We start from the raw sequence: 14,888 nt of genomic DNA on the forward strand, positions 1-14,888 counted from the left end.
CGTCCGCGTGGCCCGGGCTCGCCCAGTCCGAGGTCGCGACGCAGCTCGCCGACTACGAGGGGCTGACGGTGAACGCGCTGGAGGCCGTGTGGAACGACGGCGGCGCCGGGCGGCTCACCGGGGAGGCTCGGCCGAGCGAGGACGACCTGCGGACGAAGGTGTACCCGGCGCTGTCCCGGCTCGCGGCGCGCGTGCACGGGCCGCTGGCCGCGTCGCGGCGGTACGGGGAGCTGCAGAGCATCGAGGCGTTCGCGTCCGGGACGAGGCTGATGCGCAACTGGCCGTACGCGTTCTCGGCGCTGGCGTCCGAGCCCCGGATGCGGGACGGCGCGCGCCTGCGGTTCGGGGTGACGGCGCTGCCGGGCAGCACCGTCCTCGGCGGGCAGAACCTCGCGGTGTCGAAGCACTCCCCGAACCCGGACGCCGCCGCCGACCTGGTGGAGTTCCTGAGCGGGACGGGCAGCCAGCGCCTGCTGTTCTCCTGCGGCGGGTTCGCGCCCGGCCGCTACTCGGCGCTCGGCCTGTCCCCCGGCCGCCACTCCCCCGCCGACGTGAAGGCGGCGGCGTGCTCGTCCCTCACCGGGCAGCCGCCCGGACCGGGCGAGGTCGAGACGCCCGACCAGGCGCAGCTCACCCAGCTGGGACGCGCGGTGGTGACCGCGCTCGGGCGGGCCAGGCCGCGCCCGGTGACCCCGCACTACAGCACGTTCACCGGCACGTTCCGCGGCTGCGTGCAGAAGATCTTCGACGGGGCCGGGACGGACGCCGAGTCGTTCGCGCGGGCGGTCGAGCGGTCGCTGGACGGGCGCACGGCGTCCTGCTAGCGGACGCCTTCGAGCGCCGCGCGGGCCATCGCGTGCAGGAGGTCGCCCATGGCGTCGCGGTCGAGGCCGGTGGCGCTGCGCGGGGTGGAGTTGAGCAGGCCGAAGCACGCGTGGACGGCGGCGCGCGTCCGGTCGTCCGGCAGGCCGGGGGTGAGCCGGCGCAGGACGGCGACCCATTCCTCCACGTAGGCGCGCTGGAGCCGGCGGACGCGGTGCCGCTGCGGCTCGGGCACGTTGTCCAGTTCCCGCTCGTGCACGGTGATCAGCGCCGGGTTGTCGAGCGCGAACGCGATGTGCCAGCGCAGCAGCGCGTCGAGGGCGCGCGCGGGGTCGGGGTCGGCGGCGCGGCGGACGCCCTCGGCGAGCAGCCGCTCGCTGATGTCGAGGAGCATCTCGGCGAGCACGGCCTCCTTGCCGCTGAAGTGCCGGTACAGGGCGGGGCCGGTGAGCCCGACGGCGCGGCCGAGGTCGCCGATGGACGCGCCGTGGTAGCCGCGCCGCGCGAACAGCTCGGCGGCGGCGCCGAGGATCTCGGCGCGGCGCGGGTTCGGCGGGCCGTCCAGCGCCGCGGCCCGTGGGGAGGTCATGGGGGCAGTCTAGACTAGAGTTGTTAACGGCCGTTAACATCGGCCCTGCACAAGCATTGTTAATGAGCGTTAACCGGGAGGGGGGCCATGGCCGGACCCGAGATCGGGACCCGCGCCGACGTCGCGGGCGAGGCGTTCAAGGCGAACGCCGCGCACAACGAGGCCCTGGTCGCGGAGCTGCGCGAGCGCATCGACGAGGCCGGGCGCGGCGGGCCGGAGCGGGCCCGCGAGCGGCACGTCGCGCGCGGGAAGCTGCTCCCCCGCGACCGGGTCGACACGCTGCTCGACCCCGGCTCGCCCTTCCTGGAGCTGTCGCCGCTGGCCGCGAACGGCATGTACGGCGGCGAGGCGCCGGGCGCGGGGATCATCACCGGCGTCGGCCGGGTCTCCGGCCGCGAGTGCGTGATCGTCGCCAACGACGCCACCGTCAAGGGCGGCACGTACTACCCCGTCACGGTGAAGAAGCACCTGCGCGCGCAGGAGGTGGCGCTGCAGAACCGGCTCCCGTGCGTCTACCTGGTCGACTCGGGCGGCGCGTTCCTGCCCCGGCAGGACGAGGTGTTCCCCGACCGCGAGCACTTCGGCCGCATCTTCTACAACCAGGCCACGCTGTCGGGGAAGGGCATCCCGCAGATCGCGGCGGTGCTGGGCTCGTGCACGGCGGGCGGCGCGTACGTCCCGGCGATGAGCGACGAGGCCGTGATCGTGCGCGGCCAGGGGACGATCTTCCTCGGCGGGCCGCCGCTGGTGAAGGCCGCGACCGGCGAGGTCGTGACGGCCGAGGAGCTGGGCGGCGGCGAACTGCACTCCCGGACGTCCGGCGTCACCGACCACCTCGCCGAGGACGACGCGCACGCGCTGCGGATCGTCCGCGACATCGTCGCCGGGCTCGGCCCGCGCGAGCCGCGCCCGTGGGACGTCGTCCCGTCCGAGGAACCGTCCGCCGACCCGGCCGAGCTGTACGGGATCGTCCCGCCCGACTCGCGCACCCCCTACGACGTGCGCGAGGTCATCGCCCGGATCGTGGACGGCAGCCGCTTCCAGGAGTTCAAGAAGGAGTACGGCGCCACGCTCGTCACCGGGTTCGCCCGCCTCCACGGGCACCCGGTCGGGATCGTCGCGAACAACGGCATCCTGTTCAGCGAGTCCGCGCAGAAGGGCGCGCACTTCATCGAGCTGTGCGACCGGCGGAGCGTCCCGCTGGTGTTCCTGCAGAACATCACCGGGTTCATGGTCGGCCGCGAGTACGAGGCGGGCGGCATCGCCAAGCACGGCGCGAAGATGGTCACCGCCGTCGCGTGCGCCCGCGTCCCCAAGTTCACCGTCGTCATCGGCGGCTCGTTCGGCGCCGGCAACTACGCGATGTGCGGCCGGGCGTACTCGCCCCGGTTCCTGTGGATGTGGCCGAACGCGCGCATCTCGGTCATGGGCGGGGAGCAGGCCGCGAGCGTCCTCGCGACCGTCCGCCGCGACCGGATGGAGGCGCGCGGCGAGGAGTGGCCCGCCGAGGAGGAGGAGCGGTTCAAGGCGCCGATCCGCGAGCAGTACGAGGCGCAGGGCAACCCCTACTACTCGACGGCGCGGCTGTGGGACGACGGGGTGATCGACCCGCTCGACACCCGGCGCGTGCTGGGGCTCGGGCTGTCGGTGGCCGCCAACGCACCGCTGGAGCCGGTCGGCTACGGCGTCTTCCGGATGTGAGGGTGTTGATGTTCGACAGCGTCCTGGTCGCCAACCGCGGGGAGATCGCCGTCCGCGTGTTCCGCACGCTGCGGCGGCTCGGCGTCCGCTCCGCGGCGGTGCACACCGCCGCCGACGCGGGCGCCCGGCACGTGCGGGAGGCGGACGAGGCCCTGCTGATCCCGTCGTACCTGGACATCGAGGCGGTGATCGCGGCGGCCCGCGCCGCCGGGGCGCCCGCCGTCCACCCCGGGTACGGGTTCCTCGCCGAGAACACGGCGTTCGCGCGGGCGTGCGGCGAGGCGGGGCTGGTGTTCATCGGCCCGCCCGCCGAGGCGATCGAGGCGATGGGCGACAAGATCCGCGCGAAGCGGACGGTCGCGGCGGCCGGCGTCCCCGTCGTCCCGGGGCGCGACGAGCCGGGTCTCTCGGACGCCGAACTGGAGGCCGCCGCGCTGGAGGTCGGGCTGCCGGTGCTGCTCAAGCCGTCCGCCGGGGGCGGCGGGAAGGGCATGCGGCTCGTGCGGGACGCGGCGGACCTGCCCGAGGCCATCGCCTCCGCCCGCCGCGAGGCGCGCGGCTCGTTCGGCGACGACACGCTGCTCGCCGAGCGCTTCGTGGAGAACCCGCGGCACATCGAGATCCAGGTGTTCGCGGACGCGCACGGCGGCGCCGTCCACCTGGGCGAGCGCGAGTGCAGCCTGCAGCGCCGGCACCAGAAGATCATCGAGGAGGCGCCGTCCCCGCTGCTGGACGAGGAGTCCCGCGCGCGCATGGGCGCCGCCGCCGTCGCCGCCGCGCGGGCCGTCGGATACGCGGGCGCCGGAACCGTCGAGTACATCGTCTCCGCCGACCGCCCCGGCGAGTTCTTCTTCATGGAGATGAACACCCGGCTGCAGGTGGAGCACCCGGTCACCGAGCTGGTCACGGGCCTCGACCTGGTCGAGCTCCAGCTCCGGGTCGCCGCCGGGGAGCCGCTGCCGTTCACGCAGGACGACGTCCGCCTCGACGGGCACTCCATCGAGGCCCGCGTCTACGCGGAGGACCCGTCCCGCGGCTTCCTGCCCACCGGCGGGCGCGTGCTGGCGCTCGGCGAACCCGCCGGGGTCCGCGTCGACTCTGGGCTCGACACCGGCACCGAGGTCGGCGGCTCCTACGACCCGATGCTCGCCAAGGTGATCGTCCACGGCGCGGACCGGGCCGAGGCACTGCACCGCCTCGACCGGGCGCTCGCCGGGTACACGCTGCTGGGCGTCCCGACGAACGTCGCGTTCCTGCGCGCGCTGGTGCGGCACCCCTCGGTCGTCGCGGGCGATCTCGACACGGGCCTGGTCGAGCGCTCGCTGGACGACCTGACGGCGAGCGGGCCGGTCCCGCCGGAGGTGCTCGCCGCCGCCGCGCTGGAGCGCATGCGCGCCCTCGAATCCGCGGACGGCGCCGGCGACCCCTGGGACATCCCGGACGGCTGGCGTCCCGGCGCGCACGCCTGGGCGCCGTGGATCATCACGCCGTCCGGCGGCGACCCGGTCGAGGTCCGCGTGCAGGGCCGGGCCGCGTCCGCGCGCGTCGCGATCGGCGACGGCGAACCGGTCGACGCGGCGCTGAGCGGCCCGTTCACCCTGACCTACGGTGGAAGGACGACCTCCTTCGAGGCCGTCCGCGACGGCGGCACGCTGTGGCTCGGCCGCGGCGGGCACGTGTGGGCGCTGAGCGAGCACGTCCGCGCCGAGGGCGGCGCCGCGGCGGCCGCCGCCGGCGACGGCGTGCTGCGCAGCCCCATGCCGGGAACGGTCCTGGCGGTCAAGGCTGCCGAGGGCGACCGGGTCGAGGCCGGGCAGGCGCTCGTGGTCGTCGAGGCGATGAAGATGGAGCACACCGTCACCGCGCCGCTCGCCGGCGTCGTGGCGAAGCTGCCGGTCCGCGCGGGCGCGCAGGTCGCGCTGGACGCGGTGCTGGCCGTGATCGAGGAGGCTTGACAGTGCGGGTAATGCTTTCCGGGCTTCCCGAGCGGGTCACGATCTACGAGGTCGGGCCGCGGGACGGCCTGCAGAACGAGAAGGCGGTCGTCCCCGTCGACGTCAAGTCGGAGTTCGTGACCCGGCTGGCGGACGCGGGGCTGCGCACGATCGAGACGACCAGCTTCGTCCACCCCAAGTGGGTTCCGCAGCTCGCCGACGCGGAGCAGCTGCTCGACGTCCTGCCGCGCTCGCCCGGGCTGCGCTACCCGGTGCTCGTCCCGAACGAGCGGGGGCTCGACCGGGCGCTCGCCAACGGCGTCCGCGAGATCGCCGTCTTCGGCAGCGCCACCGAGACGTTCGCGCGCCGCAACCTCAACCGGACCGTCGACGAGTCCCTCGCGATGTTCGCGCCCGTCGTGCGGCGCGCCCGCGCCGAGGGCCTCTGGGTGCGCGCCTACGTGTCGATGGTGTGCGGCGACCCGTGGGAGGGCGACGTGCCCATCCCGCAGGTGGTGTCCGTGGCGTCCCGCATGATGGACATGGGCTGCTCCCAGCTCAGCCTCGGCGACACCATCGGCGTCGGCACGCCCGGCCACGTCACCGCGCTCATCGAGGCGCTGGCCGCGGCGGGCATCGGCCCCGACCGGCTCGCCGTCCACTTCCACGACACCTACGGGCAGGCGCTCGCCAACACCCTCGCCGCGCTGCGGGCGGGCGTCACCGTCGTGGACGCCTCCGCCGGCGGCCTCGGCGGCTGCCCCTACGCGGAGAGCGCCACCGGCAACCTGCCCACCGAGGACCTCGTCTGGATGCTGAACGGCCTCGGCATCGACACCGGCGTCGACCTCGACAAGCTCGCCGCCACCAGCCGCTGGATGGCCGAGCGGCTCGGCCGGCCCAGCCCGTCCCGCGTGGTCCAGGCCCTGTCGCCCACCCCGTCCCCCGCACCGTCCCCGTCACCCGATTCGGAGTAGCACTGATGATCGACTTCACGCTCAGCGACGAGCAGGAGGAGCTGCGGCGCACGGTCGAGCGGTTCGCCCGCGAGAGCGTCGCCCCGGTGATCGGCGACCTGTACGAGCGCGGCGAGTTCCCGTACGAGATCGTCGCCGCGATGGGCAAGATGGGGCTGTTCGGGCTGCCGTTCCCCGAGGAGCACGGCGGCATGGGCGGCGACTACTTCGCGCTCTGCCTCGCCCTGGAGGAGCTCGCCCGCGTCGACTCGTCCGTGGCGATCACGCTGGAGGCCGGCGTCTCGCTCGGCGCGATGCCGATCTACCGGTTCGGCACCGCCGCGCAGAAGGAGCGGTGGCTGCCGCAGCTCACGTCCGGGGAGAAGCTGGCCGCGTTCGGGCTGACCGAGCCGGGCGGCGGCTCCGACGTCCCGGGCGGCATGCGCACCACGGCCCGCCTGGACGGCGACTCCTGGGTGATCAACGGGTCGAAGGCGTTCATCACGAACTCCGGCACCGACATCACCGCGTTCGTCACCGTCACGGCCTACACCGGCGAGAACGAGATCTCCACGATCATCGTCCCGAACGGCACCCCGGGCTTCACCGTCGGCCGCAAGTACTCGAAGGTGGGCTGGTCGTCGTCCGACACGCGCGAGCTGTCCTTCGACGACGTGCGCGTCCCGGCCGAGAACCTGGTGGGCGAGCGCGGCCGCGGCTACGCCCAGTTCCTCCGCATCCTGGACGAGGGCCGCATCGCGATCGCCGCGCTGTCGGTCGGGCTCGCCCAGGGCTGCGTGGACGAGTGCCTGCGCTACGTCCGCGAGCGGCAGGCGTTCGGCAAGGAGATCGGCCGCTACCAGGCCGTGCAGTTCAAGATCGCCGACATGGAGCTGCGCGCGCACACCTCCCGCCTCGCCTACTACGCGGCGGCCGCGAAGATGCTGCGCGGCGAGCCGTTCAAGAAGGAGGCGGCGATCGCGAAGCTGGTCGCCTCGAACGCCGCGATGGACAACGCCCGCGACGCCACGCAGATCTTCGGCGGCTACGGGTTCATGAACGAGTACGCCGTCGGCCGGTTCTACCGCGACGCCAAGATCCTCGAAGTGGGCGAGGGCACCTCCGAGGTGCAGCGCATGCTCATCGCCCGCGCCCTCGGCCTCCCGCCGTCCTGATCGGGCGGCCTGATCGAACGGAGCGGCCGGCCCGCGCGCCACGGGCCGGCCGCACGATCAGCGGATCTTCGACAGGTCGAGCAGCACCGTCCCGCCCTCGGCCTCAAGGAAGTACTGCGGGTCCTGGTTGTTCCGCACGGAGCCCAGCACCTCGTGCGTCCGCCGTATCCCGGTGTCGAGCAGCCTGCCCGACTCGATGTCGTACAGGATGTGGGTCTTCGTCTTGGCGGGGCCTTCCGGGAAGTACGCGAGGTACCGCCCGTAGATCGGGGGCTGTGTCGGCCCGACGCGGTCGCCGGGCAGCGTCCTGCCGGCCTTCCCGTCCCTGCGCTGGACGGCCGTCTTCACGTCGCCGTGGTAGGTGACCCCGGACGCGGGGCCGCCGACGCACCAGGTCACGCCGCACGTCCACGCCCCCTTGAACGGCGCGAGGCGGGCCTTGCGGCGCTCCCCGGTGCTCACGTTCCAGAGCGTGCGGTACCGGATGTAGCCGACGCCGCCCTTCAGGGAGGCGGGGGAGCCGATCCACGGCCAGGACACGATCTCAAAGCCTTCGGTGCCGGGGATCCGCTCGGCCGCGCCTCCCGCGAGCGGCGCCCGGTACACGCCGTCGCTCGTCGCCAGGACGACGCCGTCCTCCTCGGCGAGCAGCGTCGACACGTCCCGCCCCGGCAGCCCGGTGATCTTGTGCGCCGCGCCGCCCGCGAGCGGCGCGCCCCAGACCTCGACCCTGTCGCCGCCCTTCGCCCGGTACGACAGCCACCACACGACCTGGTCCCCCGCGATGGTGAAGTCGGACGCGTAGATCCTCGATCCGCGCGGGACCACGATGTCGGTGATCGTCCGGGCCTCGCCGGCGGCGAGGTCGTAGGACCACAGCTTGTCCGGCATCTGGAGGGACGACCATGTCGCGGCCACCAGCGTGCCGTCGCCCAGCAGCTCGACGGGGTGCAGCTCGCGCCCGTTCGGCAGCCGGCCGGGGACGCTCCGGACGGCGTCCGGCCACCGTTCGCGCACCTTCACCGGCGTTCCGAGGTCGGCGGGCGACAGCGGCTTCAGCCGGCCGTCCGCGGCGACGGGAGCCGCCTCGTCCGCCGAGCGCGCCAGGGCGCCGGCGACACCGGTCCCGGCGACCGCCACCGCGACGGCGAGCCCGGCGGCCGCCGCCCGGCGGCGCCGCCTGCGATGGTGGCCCGCCTCGACGCGCTCCAGCAGTTCCGGCGGGAGCCCCGGGGCCTCCCGCGCCGCGGTCGACAGCGTGCCGCGCAGTGCGCGGTCCAGATCATCGGTCATGATGCCCTCCCGCGGCGGACGCGGCGGCCGGCCGCCAGTCCGCGCGAAGTTTGTCGAGCGCGCGGGAGGCCTGGCTGCGCACCGTCCCGCGCGATATGCCGAGCGTCCCGGCGATCTCCTCGTCGGACAGGTCCTCGTAGTAGCGCAGCACCAGCACCGCGCGCTGCCTCGGCGGGAGCGTCGTCAGCGCCTCCCACAGCCGCGGGTCGTGCTCGGCCCGCTCCAGGCCGCCGTCGTCGTAGTGCCGTTCCGGCACGCTCCCGACGAGGTGCTCGCGCCTGCGCCGCCGCCACATGTTGATGTGCTGCCGCGACATGATCTTCCGGACGTACCCCTCGGGATCGTGCTTGTTGACGACCCGTCCCCAGGCCCCGCGCAACCTGATCAACCCCTCCTGCAGCAGGTCGGCCGCGTCGTCCGCGTTGCCGGTGAGGACGTAGCCGTACCGCAGCAGCGCCTGCGCACGGGCCGCCACGAATTCCTCGTACGTCACGCCGTCGTCGTCCAAAGGCCCGTCCTTTCCTTTCACACCCAGGACGCCCGTTCCGCCGAATCTGTTGCACGCCCGTTCGCGCGGGTGACGGCGGGGTAGGGTCGGTGGATGCTGCTGCGCGCCTATGGGATCGCTCGTTCGCTGGTCATGTACTACGGGGTTCCGGGCAAGCACCGGCGCGCGATGCGCCTCTACGGGCAGTTCCTCGGGGCGGGTGACGTCGCCTTCGACATCGGCGCCCACGTGGGCGGCCGGGTGCGGGTGTGGCGGCGGCTCGGCGCGCGGGTGGTGGCCGTCGAGCCCCAGCCCGACTGCCTGCGCGTCCTGCGGCTCTTCTTCGGGCGCGACCGGGACGTCGTGATCGTACCGGGCGCCGCCGGCGCCAAGCCGGGGAAGGCCCGGCTGGCGCTGTCCAGCGCGACGCCGACCGTGTCGTCCATGTCGCCCGGATGGATCGAGTCGGTGACGGCCGACAGCAGCTTCGCGCGCGTCCGCTGGGACCGGTCGGCCGAGGTCGAGGTGACCACGCTGGACGATCTCATCGCGGTGCACGGCGTGCCGGCCTTCTGCAAGATCGACGTCGAGGGCTTCGAGGCGGACGTCCTCGCGGGCCTGTCCCAGCCGGTGCCCGCGCTGTCGTTCGAGTACATCCCGTCGGCGCACGACGCCTCCCTGGAGGTGCTGCGCATCGTGGAGGAGCTCGGCGCGTACGAGTACAACTACTCCCCCGTCGAGACGATGCGGTTCGCCGCCCCGCGGTGGCTGGACGCGTCCGAGCTGCGGCGGCAGCTGGAGCGCATCAGGCCGCGCGGGCGCTCCGGGGACGTCTACGCCCGGCTGCGCGGCTGAGCACCGGGCCGGCCGAGGGCCGTCAGGCGCCGTTCCTGCCCTGATCGGAGGATCGGGGGGTCAGTGAAGGGCGCCGCCGATGACCGTGGACACCATCTTGCGGACGGCGTCGCGCTCCGGCCGGGGGCCGGTGCGGTCGGCGAACAGCAGGTGCGCGGCGCCGATGAGGGTGGGGGCGAGCGTCTCGACGTCGGCGCCCGGCGCGAGGCGGCCCAGATCGCGTTCGGCGGCGAGGTAGGACTCGATGATGGTCACGGCCTCCGTCAGCACGGGCACGCCGGCGGGCCACGTCCGCCGGAGCAGGACGCGGAGCCGGGTCCGGAAGGTGACGAGCGGGACGATCGCGACGGCGACGGACGCGAACAGGGCCGCCAGCGCGTCGGTGAGGTTGTCGATGACCGCGCCCGTGCCGGCGGACTCGCGCAGGGCCGCGGCCTGCGGGTCCATCCGGCCGACCCGGTCGATGACGAACTCGGCCAGGAAGGCGTCGAAGTCGGTGAAGTGCCGGTGCAGGACGCCCTTGGCGACGCCGGCCTCCGCGGTGACCGCCCGGCTGGTCAGCGCGCTGGGGCCGTCCTGGAGCAGGATCCGCTCGGCGGCGTCGAACAGCTGCTCGCGGACGTCCCGCAGGGCCACTCCCGTCGGCACCGCGCATCTCCCCCTAGACGAGTGGGCAAGCGCCCACTATGGTGGGCACATGCCCACTCTATCGAATGAGCCCCATCACCAGCGCCACGTGGCGGAGTCGTTCGGCGCCGACGCCGACCGCTACGACCGGACCAGGCCCAGCTACCCGGACGCCCTCGTGCGGCGGCTCGCCGCGGGCGGGCCGGACGTCCTCGACGTCGGCTGCGGCACGGGCATCGCGGCCCGGCAGTTCCGAGCGGCCGGCTGCCGGGTGCTCGGCGTCGAGCCGGACGCGCGCATGGCCGACCTGGCCCGGCGCAGCGGCGTGGACACCGAGGTGGCGAAGATCGAGGACTGGGAGCCCGCAGGGCGGACGTTCGACACGGTCATAGCCGCGCAGGCGTGGCACTGGGTGGACCCGGTCGCCGGTGCGGCCAAGGCCGCACAGGCGCTGCGCTCCGGGGGGCGTCTGGCCGTGTTCTGGAACGCGTTCGAGCCTCCGTCCGGCCTGGGGGAAGCCTTCACCGCGGTCTACCGGCGCGTCATGCCCGACTCGCCGCTCTTCCACCGCCCGACGCCGAACGCGGACGCGTACTCGGTGCTGTGCGGCAAGGCGTCCGACGGGATGCGGGAGACGGGCGCGTACGGCGCTCCGGAAGAGTGGCGCTTCGACTGGGAGCGCCATTACACCCGGGACGAATGGCTGGAGCAGGTGCCCACGTTCGGCCTCCACTCCCAGCTTCCGGCCGACAAGCAACGGGAGGTCCTCGACGGCATCGGCGCCGCGATCGACGCCGTCGGCGGGGCCTTCACCATGGGGTACACCACCGTGGTGGCGGTCGCGTCCCGCAACTGAGGGGCGGCCGCGGCGCCGTCGTCGCCCGCCGGCCGGCGTGGCGCTAAGCGGTCCGCTTCGCCACCGCCTCGCGCACCGCCGGGACGATCTCCTGCCCCCAGCGGGCGAGGGAGACGAGGTCCTGCGCCCCGCCGCCGGACGAGAAGAGCGTGAACCCGGAGGCGCCGTACTCCAGCACCGCCTCGGTCAGCTCGTCGATCCACTGATCGGCGGAGCCGCCGATCCAGCGTCCATTGCGGTCGCGGGTGGCGGCTAGCGGCCGGTCGGTGATGCGTCCGGGCAGGTTGTAGACCGTGCGGATCTCGCGCGGATCGCGGCCCGCCGCCTCCGCCGCCTCGTCGATGACCGGGCGGGACGTCCGGTAGCGCTCGCTGCGCCAGTCCGCCGCGCGACCGGGGATCCAGCCGTCGGCCACTCGCCCGGTGGCGGCGAGGGACTTCGGCCCGACCGACCCGGTCCACACGGGCGGCGCGGCCACCGGAGCCGGCGCGATCTCGTTCACCCGGTAGTGGGCGCCGCGGTAGGTGACCGGTGGGCCGCCGCCCGACAGCTTCTTGACCAGGACGATCGCCTCCTCGAAGGCGTCGACGGCCTCGCCCGGTGAGAGCTTCGGCACCCCCATGTCGGAGATCCGGTCCCACAGCCCGCCCGCGCCCATGCCGAGGATGACGCGGCCGCCGGACAGCGCGGACAGCGACGTCACCGTCCGCGCCAGCATGGGCGCGGGCCGGGTCGGCAGGTTCGAGACGTTGGCGAAACCCGTGATGCGCTCCGTGCGGCCGAGGATGAAGCCGATCGCGGCATAGGCGTCCAGGCGTTCGCCGAGGTAGGGATGGTCCGACAGCGAGAAGTGGTCGAGCCCGTCACGGTCGGCCTGCTGCGCCATGCGCAGCAGTGCGGCCGCGTCATCGATGACGCTATGCGCTCCGAAGCCGAAAACGACATCCTGCGCCAATGCCGAGTCCATCTGGTCCACGCTCCCACAGACAAGAGATGAGTTCGTACCACGAACGATAATAGTTCGCAGTACGAACTTCAAACCCTCGCCGGAGTGTCAGCGGTCGCGCCCGGCCCCTTCGGCCGGCTCCAGGAAGACGACGGGAACCTCGTTGTCCAAGACGACGCGGCCGAGCAACCCGGCGAGCGCGTCGCGTTCGGCGGGGCTCAGACCCGCCGTCAGCTTCTCGACTCGCCGGCAGGTCTCGGCGTAGAACTCCTCGGCGAGGGCGCCGCCCTGCGGAGTCAGCGCGACCCGGACCGCGCGCATGTCCTGCGGATCGGGTTCGCGGCGGACCAGGCCGTTCCGTTCGGTGCGGTCCACCAGGCCGGTGAGGCTCGACTTGGCCAGCCCAAGCATCGCGCCGAGTTCGCTCATCCCGCGCGGCTGCGCCATCAGCACGCACAGCAGCTGGCCCTGCTGCGACGTGATGCCGTGCTCCCGCGCCGACTCGGTATAGACGGCATTCACCAAGAACGCGCCCCGCACGAGCGCCGACACAGCCCCGATCTGCTCGTCATCCCGGTTCCGCATGCATCCAGCGTACAGTTCGCGCAACGAACTACCACCGGGGACGGCTTTGAGAGACGGCTTGGCCGAGTGTCAGGTGCGGGCCGCCATCTCCGCGAACATACGGCGGAGCGGTGCCTGGTCGGGGCCGACGCCGGGGCAGGCGTCCTGGGCGTTCGCCAAAGTGTCGAGCAGCGCCTCGGCCTTGTGGTGGGCCGGCGGCAGGTGGGAGCTCAGAACGACCGGCGGGTCGACGTCGCGGAGGGGCAGGAGGGTGGAGAGGAAGGCGTCCCTGTCCATGTCGGACGGCCACGGGCTGTCCACCGCGGCCCAGAGGCGCTGGCCCGCGATGCGGTCCGGCTCGGGAACAGCGCCGATGTCGTCGCTTTCGAGGAAGTCGGCGGTGGTCACCGGGGCGCCGAAGCCGTCGGAGCTGAAGCAGCTTCCGGTCGCGTCGTCGATGAGGCCCAGCTTCGCCGGGCTGTCGGAGAAGGGCGGACGGAACGCCAGCAGCCGCCGGTCGCCCACGTCCAGCGACTCGCCGGGGTTGAGCAGGAATACCCGCTCGGGCGAGATCCTGCGCTCGCGCGCCTGGCGGTCCATGTCCGGCATGGCGGTCACCAGCCGCGTGTTCGGGGCGGCGTCGAGGATCTCGAAGACGCTGCCGGTGTGATCGCCGTCGGGGTGGGTCAGGATGACCCACCGCAGGTCGGCGGGCTCGATGAGCGACCAGAGTTCCTCCACGAACTCCGGGCTCGACGACCGCAGGCCCGTGTCGATCAGCACCGGTTCCCCGGCGTACAGGACGTAGGCGTTGACCGGGAGGAACCCGATACCGGGAAGCGGCACCGCGTCCGTCAGGGCGACGACGTCCGGCGCCGGTCGTGAGATGAACATGATTCCCCCAATGTCGCATTGAGGGTGATATGCCCTAGTGCGCCGCAGAACGCCCATACTCGGGTTACCGGTCCGCAAAGAGTGCGCCACCTTGAGCGGCGGGACGGCGGCCTGGTCGTCGAGATCGCGTGGATGTGCGGGAGCACTTCTCGTCATAATGGCCTGTCTCCGTGCATTGGGGGTTCCGTGTCCGTCGAGGTCGCCGCGTTACGGGTGGGCGGGTCGGTGGCGCAGTTGGCCGTGGGCCGGTGGCTCGCGGGGCGGTCCGCCAGGGACGGGGCGGGCAAGGACCTCGTCGAGCTGATCAAGACCGGTTTCCCGGACGAGATCAAGCGGCGGCGCGTCCAGCGGCAGTTCGAGGGCATCGCCGACTCCGTCGCCGAACGGCTCATGACCTTCGCCGGGCACGAGTTCGGCGGGCTCACCGACGGCGACCGCGTCGCGGCGCTGGACGAGGTCGTCCGCACCCTCGACCGCGCCGACCTCTCGGACGACGCGCTGTTCGCCGCCGACGCCGATCCGGTCAAGCTGGCCCGGGGGCTGCGGTCGCGGCTTCCGGCGCGGAAGGCCGAGTTCGAACTGGGCGAGGCCGGGGCGCGGCTCTACGAGGTGGTACTGGACGAGTGCTGCGACTGCCTCGCGCGCATCATCGTCCACCTGCCGCAGTTCGGCCCGCGCGCGTCCGTCGAGATGTTGAGCCGGCTGAGCGGCCTGGCCGATCAGGTGGACGCCGTCCTCGCCCGGCTTCCCGCCCGGACCCTCGACGCACCCGAAGGCGAATCGGACGACGACGAGTTCACCCGCAGGTACCTCGCCTCGATCAGCGACTCCCTGGACACGCTGGAGCTGTTCGGGGTGCGGTTCGAGCGGTTCACCCGTCCGCAGACGACGTTGAGCGTCGCCTACATCAGCCTCAACGTGTCCGACGAGAGCAGGCGGGAGCCTCGGCGGCAGGCGCCCCGCGCCGTGCCGATCAGCGATTGGCGGGACGAGGTCAGGAAGGGCGCCGTCCGGGTCGAGGCGGCCCTCGGCGGCCACCGGCTGATGCTGCTGCGCGGTGAGGCGGGCGGCGGCAAGAGCACGCTGCTCCGCTGGCTCGCGGTCACGGCCGCGCGGGGTTCGTTCAGCGGCCCCCTGCGGGACTGGAACGGGTGCGTCCCGTTCGTCGTCAAGCTGCGGAGCCACGCGG

Annotated in this window: 14 protein-coding genes and 1 pseudogene; 8 read left to right on the forward strand and 7 right to left on the reverse strand. The window is 73.3% G+C overall.

Annotated elements, in window-relative coordinates; genetic code table 11:
* A partial coding sequence (locus ACIWVC_RS31795) for an extracellular solute-binding protein (RefSeq protein WP_396449220.1) occupies positions 1–824 on the forward strand: 824 nt, incomplete at its 5' end.
* Here ACIWVC_RS31795 and ACIWVC_RS31800 read toward each other — a convergent pair.
* Complete coding sequence (locus ACIWVC_RS31800; RefSeq protein WP_396449219.1) at positions 821–1,411, reverse strand: TetR/AcrR family transcriptional regulator; 591 nt, start codon at positions 1,409–1,411, stop codon at positions 821–823. The genes ACIWVC_RS31795 and ACIWVC_RS31800 overlap by 4 nt on opposite strands.
* An 87-nt stretch (positions 1,412–1,498) precedes the next feature.
* Here ACIWVC_RS31800 and ACIWVC_RS31805 point away from each other — a divergent pair, with 87 nt between their 5' ends.
* Genes ACIWVC_RS31805 through ACIWVC_RS31820 form a run of 4 tightly spaced genes read left to right on the forward strand, consistent with a single transcriptional unit; the run spans position 1,499 to position 7,177 of the window.
* The gene (locus ACIWVC_RS31805) at positions 1,499–3,112 is read left to right on the forward strand and encodes a carboxyl transferase domain-containing protein (protein WP_396449218.1); all 1,614 of its coding nucleotides are present in this window, start codon (positions 1,499–1,501) and stop codon (positions 3,110–3,112) included.
* An 8-nt stretch (positions 3,113–3,120) separates the two neighbouring features.
* Positions 3,121–5,067 (forward strand): acetyl/propionyl/methylcrotonyl-CoA carboxylase subunit alpha, encoded by a 1,947-nt coding sequence (locus ACIWVC_RS31810; protein WP_396449217.1) that lies wholly within the window; start codon positions 3,121–3,123, stop codon positions 5,065–5,067.
* 11 nt (positions 5,068–5,078) lie between these two features.
* Positions 5,079–6,023 (forward strand): hydroxymethylglutaryl-CoA lyase, encoded by a 945-nt coding sequence (locus tag ACIWVC_RS31815; RefSeq protein WP_396449222.1) that lies wholly within the window; start codon positions 5,079–5,081, stop codon positions 6,021–6,023.
* A gap of 5 nt (positions 6,024–6,028) precedes the next feature.
* On the forward strand, positions 6,029–7,177 hold the full coding sequence (locus ACIWVC_RS31820) for an acyl-CoA dehydrogenase family protein (protein ID WP_396454967.1): 1,149 nt from the start codon (positions 6,029–6,031) through the stop codon (positions 7,175–7,177).
* A gap of 57 nt (positions 7,178–7,234) precedes the next feature.
* On the opposite strand, the gene ACIWVC_RS31825 is transcribed toward ACIWVC_RS31820, so the two are convergent.
* Both ACIWVC_RS31825 and ACIWVC_RS31830 read right to left on the reverse strand, forming a co-directional pair.
* A complete protein-coding gene (locus ACIWVC_RS31825) occupies positions 7,235–8,470 on the reverse strand; it encodes a hypothetical protein (protein ID WP_396449215.1) in 1,236 nt (411 codons plus the stop codon).
* Positions 8,460–8,978 carry a SigE family RNA polymerase sigma factor gene (locus tag ACIWVC_RS31830; RefSeq protein ID WP_396449214.1) on the reverse strand — a complete coding sequence of 173 codons (519 nt, stop codon included), beginning with the start codon at positions 8,976–8,978 and terminating at the stop codon, positions 8,460–8,462. Before ACIWVC_RS31830 ends, ACIWVC_RS31825 begins: the two co-directional genes overlap by 11 nt.
* Before the next feature lie 93 nt (positions 8,979–9,071).
* Between ACIWVC_RS31830 and ACIWVC_RS31835 the strand changes: the two genes are divergently transcribed.
* Entirely contained in the window at positions 9,072–9,812 is a 741-nt protein-coding gene (locus ACIWVC_RS31835) for an FkbM family methyltransferase (protein ID WP_396449213.1), read from the forward strand.
* Between the two features lie 60 nt (positions 9,813–9,872).
* On the opposite strand, the gene ACIWVC_RS31840 is transcribed toward ACIWVC_RS31835, so the two are convergent.
* On the reverse strand, positions 9,873–10,460 hold the full coding sequence (locus ACIWVC_RS31840; protein ID WP_396449212.1) for a TetR/AcrR family transcriptional regulator: 588 nt from the start codon (positions 10,458–10,460) through the stop codon (positions 9,873–9,875).
* Between the two features lie 88 nt (positions 10,461–10,548).
* Between ACIWVC_RS31840 and ACIWVC_RS31845 the strand changes: the two genes are divergently transcribed.
* Positions 10,549–11,295: a class I SAM-dependent methyltransferase gene (locus ACIWVC_RS31845; protein WP_396454968.1), complete on the forward strand. Its 747-nt coding sequence runs from the start codon at positions 10,549–10,551 to the stop codon at positions 11,293–11,295.
* A gap of 43 nt (positions 11,296–11,338) precedes the next feature.
* On the opposite strand, the gene ACIWVC_RS31850 is transcribed toward ACIWVC_RS31845, so the two are convergent.
* The 3 genes from ACIWVC_RS31850 to ACIWVC_RS31860 all read right to left on the reverse strand — a co-directional run bounded on the left by ACIWVC_RS31850 (position 11,339) and on the right by ACIWVC_RS31860 (position 13,699).
* On the reverse strand, positions 11,339–12,262 hold the full coding sequence (locus ACIWVC_RS31850) for an LLM class flavin-dependent oxidoreductase (RefSeq protein WP_396449210.1): 924 nt from the start codon (positions 12,260–12,262) through the stop codon (positions 11,339–11,341).
* A gap of 87 nt (positions 12,263–12,349) precedes the next feature.
* Positions 12,350–12,826, reverse strand: coding sequence for a MarR family winged helix-turn-helix transcriptional regulator (locus ACIWVC_RS31855; RefSeq protein ID WP_396454969.1), 477 nt, complete (start codon positions 12,824–12,826; stop codon positions 12,350–12,352).
* Between the two features lie 69 nt (positions 12,827–12,895).
* Positions 12,896–13,699: an MBL fold metallo-hydrolase gene (locus tag ACIWVC_RS31860; protein WP_396449208.1), complete on the reverse strand. Its 804-nt coding sequence runs from the start codon at positions 13,697–13,699 to the stop codon at positions 12,896–12,898.
* 186 nt (positions 13,700–13,885) lie between these two features.
* Between ACIWVC_RS31860 and ACIWVC_RS31865 the strand changes: the two are divergent.
* Positions 13,886–14,888, forward strand: a pseudogene (locus tag ACIWVC_RS31865) (hypothetical protein); the annotation flags it as partial.

Origin of the sequence: Actinomadura sp. (assembly GCF_044508335.1) — a bacterium.
Taxonomy (GTDB): Bacteria; Actinomycetota; Actinomycetes; order Streptosporangiales; family Streptosporangiaceae; genus Spirillospora.

Excerpts from the sequence above, each read along its gene's own strand:
- ACIWVC_RS31800 (WP_396449219.1), bottom strand. The coding sequence starts at position 1,411 with ATGACCTCCCCACGGGCCGCGGCGCTGGACGGCCCGCCGAACCCGCGC.
- ACIWVC_RS31805 (WP_396449218.1), top strand. The coding sequence starts at position 1,499 with ATGGCCGGACCCGAGATCGGGACCCGCGCCGACGTCGCGGGCGAGGCG.
- ACIWVC_RS31810 (WP_396449217.1), top strand. The coding sequence starts at position 3,121 with ATGTTCGACAGCGTCCTGGTCGCCAACCGCGGGGAGATCGCCGTCCGC.
- ACIWVC_RS31815 (WP_396449222.1), top strand. The coding sequence starts at position 5,079 with ATGCTTTCCGGGCTTCCCGAGCGGGTCACGATCTACGAGGTCGGGCCG.
- ACIWVC_RS31820 (WP_396454967.1), top strand. The coding sequence starts at position 6,029 with ATGATCGACTTCACGCTCAGCGACGAGCAGGAGGAGCTGCGGCGCACG.
- ACIWVC_RS31825 (WP_396449215.1), bottom strand. The coding sequence starts at position 8,470 with ATGACCGATGATCTGGACCGCGCACTGCGCGGCACGCTGTCGACCGCG.
- ACIWVC_RS31835 (WP_396449213.1), top strand. The coding sequence starts at position 9,072 with ATGCTGCTGCGCGCCTATGGGATCGCTCGTTCGCTGGTCATGTACTAC.
- ACIWVC_RS31850 (WP_396449210.1), bottom strand. The coding sequence starts at position 12,262 with ATGGACTCGGCATTGGCGCAGGATGTCGTTTTCGGCTTCGGAGCGCAT.
- ACIWVC_RS31855 (WP_396454969.1), bottom strand. The coding sequence starts at position 12,826 with ATGCGGAACCGGGATGACGAGCAGATCGGGGCTGTGTCGGCGCTCGTG.
- ACIWVC_RS31860 (WP_396449208.1), bottom strand. The coding sequence starts at position 13,699 with ATGTTCATCTCACGACCGGCGCCGGACGTCGTCGCCCTGACGGACGCG.